This is a genomic window from Sporosarcina sp. ACRSM (assembly GCF_022346545.1).
In the GTDB taxonomy this organism is placed as follows: domain Bacteria; phylum Bacillota; class Bacilli; order Bacillales_A; family Planococcaceae; genus Sporosarcina.
Map to the genome: position 1 here is coordinate 17870 of NZ_JAKRNU010000004.1, position 12447 is coordinate 30316.

The 12447-nt window shown below is 43.0% G+C and carries 15 protein-coding genes; 13 read left to right on the forward strand and 2 right to left on the reverse strand.

The genetic code is table 11. The features are described 5' to 3' along the window. The first annotated feature begins 159 nt into the window (after positions 1-159). From noc to MHZ95_RS07455, 4 genes are all read left to right on the forward strand, one after another. Complete coding sequence (gene noc / locus MHZ95_RS07440) at positions 160-1026, forward strand: nucleoid occlusion protein (protein WP_239389991.1); 867 nt, start codon at positions 160-162, stop codon at positions 1024-1026. Between the two features lie 230 nt (positions 1027-1256). Beyond that, positions 1257-2018 carry a ParA family protein gene (locus MHZ95_RS07445; protein WP_239389992.1) on the forward strand — a complete coding sequence of 254 codons (762 nt, stop codon included), beginning with the start codon at positions 1257-1259 and terminating at the stop codon, positions 2016-2018. Then, positions 2011-2850: a ParB/RepB/Spo0J family partition protein gene (locus tag MHZ95_RS07450; RefSeq protein ID WP_239389993.1), complete on the forward strand. Its 840-nt coding sequence runs from the start codon at positions 2011-2013 to the stop codon at positions 2848-2850. Before MHZ95_RS07445 ends, MHZ95_RS07450 begins: the two co-directional genes overlap by 8 nt. Positions 2851-2934: 84 nt before the next feature. After that, positions 2935-3639 carry a DUF554 domain-containing protein gene (locus MHZ95_RS07455; protein ID WP_239389994.1) on the forward strand — a complete coding sequence of 235 codons (705 nt, stop codon included), beginning with the start codon at positions 2935-2937 and terminating at the stop codon, positions 3637-3639. On the opposite strand, the gene yyaC is transcribed toward MHZ95_RS07455, so the two are convergent. Next, positions 3598-4191: a spore protease YyaC gene (gene yyaC / locus MHZ95_RS07460; protein ID WP_239389995.1), complete on the reverse strand. Its 594-nt coding sequence runs from the start codon at positions 4189-4191 to the stop codon at positions 3598-3600. The genes MHZ95_RS07455 and yyaC overlap by 42 nt on opposite strands. Before the next feature lie 81 nt (positions 4192-4272). Here yyaC and MHZ95_RS07465 point away from each other — a divergent pair, with 81 nt between their 5' ends. From MHZ95_RS07465 to ychF, 3 genes are all read left to right on the forward strand, one after another. Beyond that, entirely contained in the window at positions 4273-5157 is an 885-nt protein-coding gene (locus tag MHZ95_RS07465) for a mechanosensitive ion channel family protein (RefSeq protein ID WP_239389996.1), read from the forward strand. A 31-nt stretch (positions 5158-5188) separates the two neighbouring features. Further along, positions 5189-5386: a DUF951 domain-containing protein gene (locus MHZ95_RS07470; RefSeq protein ID WP_239389997.1), complete on the forward strand. Its 198-nt coding sequence runs from the start codon at positions 5189-5191 to the stop codon at positions 5384-5386. Positions 5387-5479: 93 nt separating this feature from the next. Beyond that, positions 5480-6580, forward strand: a complete 1101-nt coding sequence (gene ychF, locus MHZ95_RS07475; protein WP_239389998.1) for a redox-regulated ATPase YchF — start codon at positions 5480-5482, stop codon at positions 6578-6580. A gap of 47 nt (positions 6581-6627) precedes the next feature. On the opposite strand, the gene MHZ95_RS07480 is transcribed toward ychF, so the two are convergent. Then, the gene (locus tag MHZ95_RS07480) at positions 6628-7197 is read right to left on the reverse strand and encodes a DUF3267 domain-containing protein (RefSeq protein WP_370642946.1); all 570 of its coding nucleotides are present in this window, start codon (positions 7195-7197) and stop codon (positions 6628-6630) included. A 139-nt stretch (positions 7198-7336) separates the two neighbouring features. On the opposite strand from MHZ95_RS07480, the gene rpsF reads away from it, so the two are divergent. From rpsF to rplI, 6 genes are all read left to right on the forward strand, one after another. Beyond that, complete coding sequence (gene rpsF, locus MHZ95_RS07485; RefSeq protein ID WP_239390000.1) at positions 7337-7624, forward strand: 30S ribosomal protein S6; 288 nt, start codon at positions 7337-7339, stop codon at positions 7622-7624. Positions 7625-7682: 58 nt separating this feature from the next. After that, entirely contained in the window at positions 7683-8207 is a 525-nt protein-coding gene (ssb, locus tag MHZ95_RS07490; protein ID WP_239390001.1) for a single-stranded DNA-binding protein, read from the forward strand. 38 nt (positions 8208-8245) lie between these two features. Then, entirely contained in the window at positions 8246-8482 is a 237-nt protein-coding gene (rpsR, locus tag MHZ95_RS07495; RefSeq protein WP_239390002.1) for a 30S ribosomal protein S18, read from the forward strand. A 582-nt stretch (positions 8483-9064) separates the two neighbouring features. Continuing rightward, positions 9065-10006, forward strand: coding sequence for a YybS family protein (locus MHZ95_RS07500; protein WP_239390003.1), 942 nt, complete (start codon positions 9065-9067; stop codon positions 10004-10006). A gap of 12 nt (positions 10007-10018) precedes the next feature. Then, positions 10019-11995 (forward strand): DHH family phosphoesterase, encoded by a 1977-nt coding sequence (locus MHZ95_RS07505; RefSeq protein ID WP_239390004.1) that lies wholly within the window; start codon positions 10019-10021, stop codon positions 11993-11995. Next, positions 11992-12441 carry a 50S ribosomal protein L9 gene (gene rplI, locus MHZ95_RS07510; RefSeq protein WP_239390005.1) on the forward strand — a complete coding sequence of 150 codons (450 nt, stop codon included), beginning with the start codon at positions 11992-11994 and terminating at the stop codon, positions 12439-12441. The genes MHZ95_RS07505 and rplI overlap by 4 nt, the downstream gene beginning before the upstream one ends. The last annotated feature ends 6 nt before the right edge of the window (positions 12442-12447 follow it).

Consider the following 12447-nt stretch of genomic DNA (forward strand, 5'->3'; position numbering starts at 1 on the left):
ATCTAGATTTTGAATTGGGCAAAGCTCGTGCTTAGTCTCGGGCGCCCAATGTTTTTGGGTGATTAACTCCTTTCAAAAACTGTTCCACGTGGAACAATGGACCTAGCGGATACATGATGAATGAAATTAGGAAGCAGTCTTGAAAAGGTGGTGCCGGGAATGAAAAGTCCTTTTTCACGTTTTTTTGGAGGTGGAGAGAAAGAAGTTGATCCACTAGCAAGTGAAGCGAATCATCACGAAAAAATTGTACAAGTCAAAATAGAAGAGATTAGACCGAATAAATACCAACCGCGAACAGTATTCTCGGAAGAAAAAATTGAGGAACTTGCAAGGACGATCCATACCCATGGTGTCATCCAACCGATTGTCATTCGAAGTGTTGACACGGATTCCTATGAAATCATCGCGGGGGAACGCCGATATCGTGCGATGAAAAAATTGGGTTGGGCAGAAGTGCCTTCAATTATTCGAGAACTTGATGATAAAGAAACCGCGTCCATTGCATTGATAGAAAACTTACAACGAGAAGAATTGACGGCGATAGAAGAAGCCTATGCCTATGAAAAACTATTGGAACTTCACGGATTGACACAGGAAGCATTGGCACAAAGGCTCGGAAAGGGTCAGTCGACTGTAGCGAATAAGCTGCGCTTACTCAAACTTCCTGAAACGATAAAAGATGCAATCTTACGCAAAGAAATTTCTGAAAGACATGCGAGAGCACTTATCCCTATCAAAGATGATGAATTGCAACAAAAACTGCATCAGGAAATCATTGAGGAGCAGTTAAATGTCAAGCAGCTTGAAGCAAGAATCGAACAATTACTGAACCCGGAAGAAGAAGTCGTCAAAGAGAAAAAGAGAGCGCCAAAAAGGAAGTCGGTCAGCAAAGATGTCCGAATTGCGCTCAATACGATCCGACAATCACTTGTTCTCGTTACTAAAAGTGGAATCGATGTCAAAACAGAAGAAGAAGACGCTGAAGATTTTTATACGATCACGGTTAAAATACCGAAAAAGAAATAATTTGAAACTCTTGCTTTGAAGCAGGAGTTTTTTTCACATACGCATAAAAATATAGAATGTGTTGTGAGACGATGGAAGCGTTGTTTCCTATACATAACTCTCCACAACATCCTTATTTTTTGATAAACTAGAAGTTGTCCGATATAACTGAATAGAAATTACGAATATCAGAATTTAACGATAGTTTGAGATCTTATCCTTTTCAGAAGAAGTGAAAGCGGGTGGAAGTTTTGAGTAGAATAATAGCGGTCGCTAACCAAAAGGGAGGCGTCGGTAAAACAACAACATCCGTCAATCTAAGTGCTTGCCTTGCCCATATAGGCAAAAAAGTCCTTTTAATTGATACAGATCCACAAGGGAATGCAACAAGTGGGGTCGGCGTGAACAAAGGTGACGTTCAAAAATGCATCTACGATATTTTGATTGATGACGCTGATGTCCATGAAGTGATCCGGAAGACGAAAGTGGAGAACTTGGACATTATACCAGCCACGATTTCGTTAGCCGGTGCAGAAATTGAACTTGTTTCAACGATTTCAAGAGAAGTGAGGATGAAACATGCCATCCAGGAAGTGAAGGATCGGTATGATTATATCATTATCGATTGTCCACCATCGCTCGGGTTATTGACGATCAATGCGTTGACGGCATCCGATTCGATCCTGATTCCGGTGCAATGCGAATATTACGCATTGGAAGGATTGAGTCAGCTACTCAGTACAATTCGGCTCGTACAAAAGCATTTGAATGAATATTTGACGATCGATGGCGTTTTGCTCACAATGTTCGATGCGAGGACAAATTTAGGTATCCAAGTGATTGATGAAGTGAAAAAGTATTTTCAAGATAAAGTGTACAGAACAATTATTCCACGGAATGTACGGCTGAGTGAGGCTCCAAGTCATGGAGAACCGATCATTATATATGATGCAAGGTCTCGGGGGGCGGAAGTCTATTTAGAGTTGGCAAAGGAAGTGGTGCACAATGAGTAGGGGTCTCGGAAAAGGTTTGAATGCCTTATTTCCTGGGGAGTCACTGTCCAAAGCAGAGTCTGTCGAAAAAATTCATGTGAAAAGCATTAAAGCAAATCCATACCAACCTCGAAAAATATTTGATGAAGTAGCCATTCAAGAACTGAGCGCTTCCATAAAAGAGCACGGAATTCTTCAACCGATCATTTTACGAAAGAAAGGTACAACTTATGAAATCGTCGTTGGTGAAAGACGTTTCAGGGCGGCACAACTGGCAGGCCTGGATGAAATTCCGGCAGTTGTGCGCAGTTTGACGGATGAAGAAACAATGGAGCTGGCAATCCTTGAAAACTTGCAACGCGAAGATTTGACGCCGATTGAAGAAGCGGAAGCGTACCATAGTTTGATGGAAAACTTGAAATTGACGCAAGAACAACTTGCCTTCAGGTTAGGTAAAAGCCGCCCACATATTGCGAATCATGTCCGTTTACTAACATTACCTGAAAAAGTTCGAAACTATATTTCTGAAGGTAAGCTGTCAATGGGGCATGGCAGAACGTTGCTAGGATTGCGTAAAAAAGAAAAAATTGCTTTACTCGCGGAACAGGTTTTAAAGGACGGGTTAAATGTCCGTCAGCTTGAAAAATTAGTACAAAAGTTGAATGAAGATGTTCCACGTGAAACAAAAAAAGAGAAGAAGCCCGATTTGTTTTTAGCGGAAAGGGAAGCGAATTTACGAGACTATTTCGGGACAAATGTGACGATAAAAAAAGCAAAGAATAAAGGGAAGATCGAAATCGAGTTTTTCTCTGAGGATGATCTTGAACGTATATTGGAGTTATTGAATGAATAAGTAAATACCTATTTTGCTCTTACAGCAAAATAGGTATTATTTTTAACTTGCTTCATGTTGGGGCAAGTAGATCGAGGTGATGGCATGGTATTATTCGGAACGATTGTGAATGCCATCTTAATTATAATAGGGGCGTTTATCGGGCGTTTTTTACATAATATACCGGAGCGGATGAAGGAAACGGTTATGTATGGAATCGGGCTTGCCGTAGCTGTTATTGGCATTCAAATGACATTCGAGAGCACACAGGTGTTGATTGTCATTATTAGCATCGTGCTTGGTGCAATTATTGGCGAATGGATAGATCTGGATCAGAAAGTGAATGCTCTTGGACAATGGATTGAAAGGAAAATGCCAGTCAATCGGAAAGGGCCTGGTATTGCGCAAGGGTTTGTGACAGCAACACTCATTTTCGTCGTCGGTTCAATGGCGATAATCGGAGCAATCGACAGTGGACTTAGAAATGATCATGATGTCCTAGTCATGAAGGGAATCATTGATGGATTTACAGCGATCATTTTAAGTTCAACACTTGGAATCGGCGTCGCTTTCGCAGCCTTACCTGTATTTCTATACCAAGGAATCATTACGCTATTTTCTACACAGATCAGTCGCTTCATTCCAGATGAATTGTTGAATTTCTTCATCACAGAAATGACCGCGACTGGCGGATTGATGATTTTAGCCATAGGGCTAAATCTGATTGGACTGACTAAAATACGGGTCGCCAATTTAATACCGGGCATTTTAGTTGTGGGACTTGTGGTGACGATTATCCATATTATTTGATCGTGTTCGACTGTAAGCAAGTTGCAGCGCACGGGCTACAATTCGGCTCATCTCAAATGGAAGATGCAGTCGTGTACTTTGAAGAACAGCATGTTCCATGAAGCCGGCTATGTTGACAATTCCTTTAATGGATACATCGCCAACAGGAGGCAATTTTTTGCCGACTGCTTTCCCGGGATGAATCGGTCCACTATGGAACAGCAATTGGCCAACAGAGCTTCCTTGTCCTAGGCATGCATCGATGGCTACGATGAAAGCTGTTGGAGAAGAATGTCGTGTTTCTTCAATTTGTTGTTGTAAATTGAGGGCATGCAATGGGTTTTCCAATGTCCCGATAACGGGAAAAGGGAATAAAGGAGATTCGGTAAGATGAGAGCCGGTTAAAGGCCCAAGTGCGTCTCCAGTAGAACGATCGGTTCCAATGCAGTAGAAAATGAGTTCATGCGATGCAAATGGAATGTGTTGAAGGAATAGTGAACTTAATTTCCAAACGACACCGGTTTCTTTATAATGGATACGGTAATCATAAGTGGTAGGAAGTGCAGTTCGCATGAGAAAAACTCCATTTCATTAGTATGATGTATGACTCAATATACGCATGAATCGTCGTAATTATACGGAAGGTGGGCAAAAGTGGATTTAGCAAAAACAGAAGATCCGAGTTTAAAGGAACAGGTTGAAAAGGCGGAGAAATTCTTATTCAGTCAAGAGACATGGGAAATGATCGGGACGACAGCTTTTCGGATTCTAGTGATTGTTATATTGGCAGCTATCGTTGTTAGAGTGGGAAAAATGATTATCCGACGTGTGTTTAAAGTGAAAATGAGGGTGCCTTTGGGCCATTCTGAGCGCCGCGAACAAACGTTGTTGAAGCTGTTGGAAAATACATTGGCTTATGTCGTCTATTTTTCTGCAATCATGGCAGTTCTGGCTGAGTTTTCAATTGATGTGAGGGGATTGTTAGCCGGAGCGGGAGTGCTTGGTCTTGCGGTCGGGTTTGGTGCGCAAAGCCTTGTGAAAGATGTCATCACTGGTTTTTTCATTATCTTTGAAAATCAGTTTTCCGTCGGGGACTATGTGAAAATTGGCACGGCGGAAGGGATTGTGGAAGAAATCGGTTTACGTACGACGAAAATCAAAAGTTTCACAGGAGAGGTCTCCATTTTACCGAATGGAACAATCAGTCAAGTTGTCAATTATTCCATGGAAAACTCGTTGGCGATTGTCGATGTGACGATTCCTTTTGAAGTGGGTGTTGAGAAGACAGAAAAGCTTATTGAAAGCTATTTGACTTCATTAGGTAAGGAGAATGATGATTTTATCAATCACCCGAAGTTGATAGGAGCTCAGAATTTCACGGAAACGGAAGTCATCATACGCATTATTGCTGAAACGAAACCGATGCGTCATTTTGACAGTGCAAGAACAATCGGTATTGGCGTAAAGAAGTATTTGGAGCAGGAAGGCATCGAGATTCCATACCCGACTTTGATCACAAAATCGTTCAGCAATGTCTAAATGGAATAGATCAGAAAGGATGTGCGTGAAAATGGAAGGGAAAGTCTTTGGATTGAATGACGTTGTCGAGATGAAAAAACAGCATCCATGTGGTACAAATGCTTGGAAAATCATTCGCATGGGGGCGGATATCCGCATTAAATGCGAAGGATGCGGACATAGTGTCATGATCCCGCGCAACGAATTTACGAAAAAGATGAAGAAAGTGATCGTCCAAGCGGAATCTTAAGCACGAATGGACATCTGGGACTGATGTCCTTATAATGGAAGAGTTGTATACGGAATTAATGAGTGGACATATAAATGAGAGGTTGTGGAATGAATGGCGTTAACAGCTGGAATTGTCGGTCTTCCGAACGTAGGGAAATCGACGCTATTCAATGCAATTACCAAAGCGGGGGCCGAGGCAGCGAACTATCCGTTCTGTACGATTGACCCGAATGTCGGCATCGTAGAGGTACCGGATGAAAGACTTGAAAAATTGACGGAACTTGTAACACCTAAGAAAACAGTGCCAACTGCATTCGAATTTACAGATATTGCAGGGATTGTTGAAGGGGCAAGCAAAGGGGAAGGACTTGGGAATAAATTCCTATCGCATATTCGTGAAGTGGATGCCATCTGTCAAGTCGTCCGTTGTTTTGCTGACGAGAATATTACGCATGTTTCCGGCAAAGTGAATCCGATTGACGATATTGAAGTCATCAATCTTGAATTGATCCTTGCCGACATGGAAAGCGTGGAAAAAAGGTTGACGCGCGTTTCCAAAATGGCCAAACAGAAAGACAAGGAGGCAATGGCGGAAGAGCCGGTACTCCTGAAACTGAAAGAAGCATTTGAAAACGAACAACCGGCACGTTCCATCGAGTTTGCGGAAGAAGAATACAACCTTATCAAAGGGATGCATCTTTTGACGATTAAACCGATGCTCTACGTAGCGAACGTTTCGGAAGATGAAATTGCGGATGCGGACAACAATGAATACGTACAAGCCGTCCGTGAATTCGCTGAAAAAGATAACGCGCAAGTCATCGTCGTTTGTGCCAAAATCGAAGAAGAGATGGCTGAACTTGAAGATGAAGAAAAAGCAATGTTCCTCGAAGAACTGGGCATTCAAGAGTCAGGCCTTGATCAACTGATCAAAGCAGCTTACAATTTGCTTGGCCTTGCGACCTATTTCACAGCAGGCGTGCAGGAAGTAAGAGCTTGGACATTCCGGAAAGGGATGAAAGCACCGCAATGTGCCGGCATCATCCATACCGATTTCGAGCGCGGATTCATCCGTGCAGAAACGGTTGCCTATGACGCACTGGTCGAATCAGGCTCAATGGCTGCAGCAAAAGAAGCGGGGAAAGTCCGTTTGGAAGGTAAAGAATATGTTGTAAAAGACGGAGACGTTATGCTATTCCGTTTCAACGTATAATAAATGAAAAAGTCGCATCGGTTTCAAAGCCGACGCGACTTTTTTTATTAACTAACCAATTTCTGCGATGCATAGACATAAAGCCTGGGCAATTCAGGATCATCTTTGACAAGCCAGTCATCGGGCAATTTGCGCAATTCCTTATACATGGCGAAATCTCCGGCAGCACCGCCGATTAACAATGCTGCCAAACTGATGAGCAAACCATTTCCAATGGTCAATCCGATTAGGGCGGGTACGATGCCTGTCGTCCAAAAAGGGAGAAGCAAAGCTTTCCGGATGGCACGGTTCGTCATAAGCTGATCAGTTGTCGCATAAGCAATACCCATTTTTAAATTGACACCGACGACCATACGTTTCCAAGGCACTCCACCAAAAATACGAAAGCCGAGCAAATGAAAAAACTCGTGTAAAATAATTAATACAACATAACCGACTACGAAAAAAATGACTGTCCATAACGAAAATGTGAACGTGACCTCTTTTTCAATGACTACCTTCATAATGAATAAAAGAAGGCCGGAAAGGAACGTCAAGACGAGACTTCTCTTTGCTACTGCAGGTAAATCAATTTCAATCACTTTGTCGGGCTCGAGAAATTCATTCAACAAAATCACCTCTATCCATATAGTATACAAGATAATGGTTGAAAGTTTAACGTAGTTATGCTAATATGTATTGATGTGAGTAATACAATTACTTACTCCTTGCCCGCTGCAATCAGCAGGGCCAAAGTCCATAAGGAGGTGACTGAAGATGAGAAAGTACGAAATCATGTACATCATCCGCCCAACGGTAGAAGATGAAGCTAAAAAAGCGTTGATCCAACGTTTTGATGAGGTCCTTACTTCTAAAGGTGCGGAAATCATCGAGTCGAAAGAGTGGGGCAAGCGCCGTCTTGCTTACGAAATCGACGACTTGCGTGAAGGTTTCTACCAGCTTGTAAAAGTAAATGCTGGTGCTGAAGCGATCGATGAGTTTACACGTCTTGCGAACATCAACGAAGATATCCTTCGTCATATGGCTGTTCGTCTTGATGCTTAATCAATATAAAATGAACGACAAATGACATCTACAAAATGATGAGGGAGGTTGAATTCTGATGATTAACCGAGTTGTTTTAGTAGGGCGATTGACAAAAGATCCAGAGCTGAAATATACACAAACCGGTATTGCTGTCACACGTTTCACGTTAGCGGTGAACCGGGCTTTCCAAAGCGCATCAGGCGAAAGGGAAGCTGATTTCATCAGTTGTGTCGCTTGGAGAAAACAGGCTGAAAATATCGCGAACTTCTTGAGAAAAGGAAGTCTTGTCGGAGTGGATGGCCGTATCCAGACGGGCAGCTTCGAAGGACAAGACGGAAAACGTGTCTATACAACTGAAGTTGTAGCAGATAGCACACAGTTTCTTGAGCCGCGTAATGCGAATGCCGACAATAGGTCCGGATCTTCTTACGGTGCGCCGTCCTACGGTGCTCAGCAAGGAGGACAACCGGGCTATCAGAATCAGCAGCCAAATCAACAATACCAACAACCGAATCAACAAAACTATACACGTACTGACGACGATCCGTTTTCGATGGGCGGAGGTCCGATTGAAGTATCGGACGACGACCTGCCGTTCTAAGATCTCGTCATGACGATTAAGTAAGGAGGGAAACACATATGGCACCACGTCGTGGAGGTAAAAGACGTCGTAAAGTTTGTTATTTCACATCCAACAACATTACGCATATCGATTATAAAGATACAGACCTACTTAAGAAATTCATTTCTGAGCGCGGAAAAATCTTGCCTCGCCGTGTAACGGGCACTAGCGCGAAGTATCAGCGTAAACTGACACTTGCGATCAAACGCTCACGCATCATGGCACTTCTTCCGTTCAGCGCGGAAGAAAGATAATTTGATTTATAGATCGCCTCCTTGCATTGGGACAACCCTACAAGGAGGCGATTTTTTTATTGGCAAAATTTGTTGTTAAGTGGTTTGATTGATGATCAAACACAGGCTCTAAGTGATCAATCCGAGGACTAAGCGCACAAAGATGTCACCAAGTGATCAAAGTGAGTCGCAAGCGCCCAAAGTATTCTCCAAGTGATCAAAGCAAGTTGCAAGTGCCCAAAACTGTCTCCAAGTGATCAAAGCAAGTCGCAAGCGCTCAAAGATGTTTCCAAGCGATCAAAGCAAGTTGCAAGCGCTCAAAGATGTCTCCAAGTGATCAAAGCAAGTTACAAGCGCTCAAAGTATTCTCCAAGTGATCAAAGCAATTACCAAGCACTCAAAAGCCCCTACCTTCTCAAAAAACATTTCTTCAAGCAAGCCTATAAGAAAATAGCCCCCAATTCTCAACCATAACAGTACATGCGTTCCTTTTTGTTAAATACATAAATCGTGATACAATTACAGAAGCGCTCTATTTTGTATCGTTAGTTCTGAAAGCGATGGGCATATCAAATTGTCCAGCGCTAGACCGGAGGAATCTAGATGATGAAAGACGATCCGAGAAAAATTACATATGGTGCAATGATGATCGCCTTATTCGCTATTTTGCTGGCGATTATTTTGTATGTACCGCCTATAGGTACGATTACGATGTTCCTTATTCCATTGCCTATCATATTATATGGATTAAGGTATGATCGTGCGTCGACCATTCTTGTGACAGGGGCTGGCATGATTGTGTCCCTTTTGATTGGGGGCATCGCTCTCCTTCCTTTTGCCTTCGTATTTGGGCTGGCGGGCTGGATGATTGCGGAGATGATTAAAGCAGGGAGATCGAAATTGTATTTGTTCATGGGGTTGGCCCTCATGTATATCGTTACTTCTATTATTACGTATGTAGGGGCAGTCTTATTATTCAACATCAATTTTGTGGAACAACTCTTCACAATGATGCGGGAGTCGCAAAAACAATTTGCCTCTTTCATGGGGACGTATGGGACGCTTCCAGCGAGTTATAATGAGATGACGGAAGAATTGTTCACGTTTTATGAACATACAGTTCCCGCTGCTTTTATCTTGACTTGTTTTTTATTTGCTTTTATTACATTAATCCCGAATTTGTTTTTTGCTAAACGATTGGGGCATGAAGTACCGAAGTTTCCGCCATTCCGGAATATGAAATTGCCTGTCATTACTGTTTTGGCATATGGAGTGGTCCTGCTCCTGAATATGACGGTTGCCATGGAGCCGGGAACCGATTTGTATCTGATCTGTGTCAATGCAACGATTATTTTAAGGACGCTTTTCCTATTGCAAGGGATTGCACTAATTCATTTCTATTTGCATGAAACGAAGTTGCCGAAAGCAGTCACGGTCGTTGGAACATTATTTGCGTTATTTCTCCATCCGGTGACGACATTACTCGGGGTGCTGGATGCAGGCGTCAATATCCGTGCCTGGATTAGCAAAGACAAGAGCAGATAGGAGGGTGGAACAATGACATCATTTTTTCGGAAAAGGGCAATTCGTTATCCATTACTTCTATTGTCGCTCTTAGGTCTAGTAGCGTCAGCTCTCCTTCTGATGTCCTTTTTTTGGATCGGGCTTGTTTTTACAATTGTATTTGTAGTGACAGTAGGAATTGCATGGAAGATAGAAGAACGTACGTATGTCGAAACGGAAAATCATATTGAAACACTCGCCTTTCGGGTGAAAAAAGCTGGGGAAGAGGCTTTTCATGAATTGCCGATTGCCATCCTTCTCGTTAATGAAAAGAATATGGTTGAATGGGCAAATCCGTTTGCCATGAAAGTGTTTGGTGCAGAGTCTCTCATTGGTGATGAATTATTTAATCTCTCCGGGCAATTCCGCACAATTGTGAAAGGGACTAAAGCCGTTGATCCATTTATTACAGTCGGAGAACGGACGTACAAAGCCATTTATAAAGCGGAAGAGAAGTTGATTTACTTATTTGATGTGACAGAGCAAGTGGAGATCGAGTCGCTGTATTATGCAGACCGTACAGTATTGGGCATCATGCTTGTCGATAATTATGATGAACTTTCCCAAGCGATGGATGATCAGACAAGAAGTCAGCTGAATTCGTTGGTGACGTCACTTGTCAATCGTTGGGGAACGGAAAATGGCATCTTCGTTAAGAGAATTGCTTCTGACCGTTTCCTTGCAGTCTTTAATGAAGCGACTTTGGCTGATTTGGAGAAGACAAAATTCTCGATTTTGGATGATATTCGGGAAAAGACAGCCGAGCAGAGCACCGCGTTGACTCTGAGTATCGGTGTAGGAACAGGCTCCACTTCGCTGACGGAGCTGGGTGAACTGGCACAATCCAGCCTTGACCTTGTCCTCGGACGCGGCGGCGATCAGGTGGCCATCAAACGACATGATGGTAAATTGAAATTTTATGGCGGAAAGACCAATCCAGTTGAAAAAAGGACACGAGTTCGGGCAAGGGTCATCTCTCACGCACTACGTGATTTGATTCAAAGCAGTGATAAAGTTTTTATCATGGGACATAAAATGCCGGATATGGATGCAATTGGCGCTGCTATCGGGGTTCGGAAAATGGCCCGTATGAACAATATTGAAGGCTACATCGTCATCAATTTCAATGAACTGGATGGCAGCGTCACGCGTTTAATGGATGAAATTGATCGCGATGTCACGCTTGCAAGCCAATTCATCCAACCGGATGACGCGCTGCCTTTAATGACAGAACGTTCACTTGTCATCATTGTGGATACGCATAAGCCAAGTATGGTCATTGATGAACGTGTGCTTGAAAAGGCTGAAAAAGTGGTCGTCATCGATCACCATAGGCGAGGCGAAGAATTTATCAATAATACGATGCTTGTCTATATGGAACCTTATGCTTCCTCTACTGCGGAGCTTGTTACGGAATTGCTCGAGTACCAGCCGAAGAACGAGAAGCTGACGATGCTTGAATCGACCGCATTATTAGCTGGTATCATTGTCGATACGAAAAGCTTCACTTTGCGGACAGGAGCTCGAACATTTGAAGCGGCATCGTATTTAAGGACGTACGGAGCAGATACCGTTCTCGTTCAACGATTATTAAAAGAGGATATTAAGACGTATATTGCCCGTTCGAAATTGATTGAGACCGTCGAGGTATTGGAAGGCGGGATTGCGATTGCCAAAGGGCAGGATCAAGTTACCTATGGCCCGGTACTGATTGCACAAACGGCAGATATTTTATTGACGATGCAGGGCATTGTAGCGTCCTTTGTCATTGCACCTCGGGAGGACGGTAAAATCGGAATCAGTGCCCGTTCTCTTGGTGATTTGAATGTCCAGCTTGTTATGGAAGAACTTGGCGGGGGAGGGCATTTGACAAATGCAGCCTGCCAGTTGGAGGTTGAAACCGTTCAAGAAGCCGAGGACATGTTAAAATCAGTATTAGAGACAAGAATGGAAAGGGGAAATTCATCATGAAAGTAATTTTTTTGCAAGACGTAAAAGGTAAGGGTAAAAAAGGGGAAGTGAAAGAAGTATCTGTTGGTTACGCGCAAAACTTCTTACTCAAAAACAATTTGGCGGTGGAAGCAACGCCCGGGAATATGAGTAAATTGGAAGGCCAAAAGAAACGCGCTGAAAAAGATGCAGCAGAAGAATTAGCAGAAGCGAAAAAGCTGAAAGCGCAGCTCGATGAAATCACGGTTGAAATGACTGCAAAGTCCGGTGAAGGTGGACGCTTATTCGGTTCGATCACAACAAAACAAATTGCAGAAGCATTGCACAAAACGAAAGGCATTAAAGTGGATCGTCGGAAAATGGAACTCGCAGATGCCATCCGGACACTCGGATATACAAATGTTCCAATTAAAATCCACCCTGAAGTAACGGCTACGTTGAAAGTGCATGTAACAGAAGAAAGATAAGGAGAT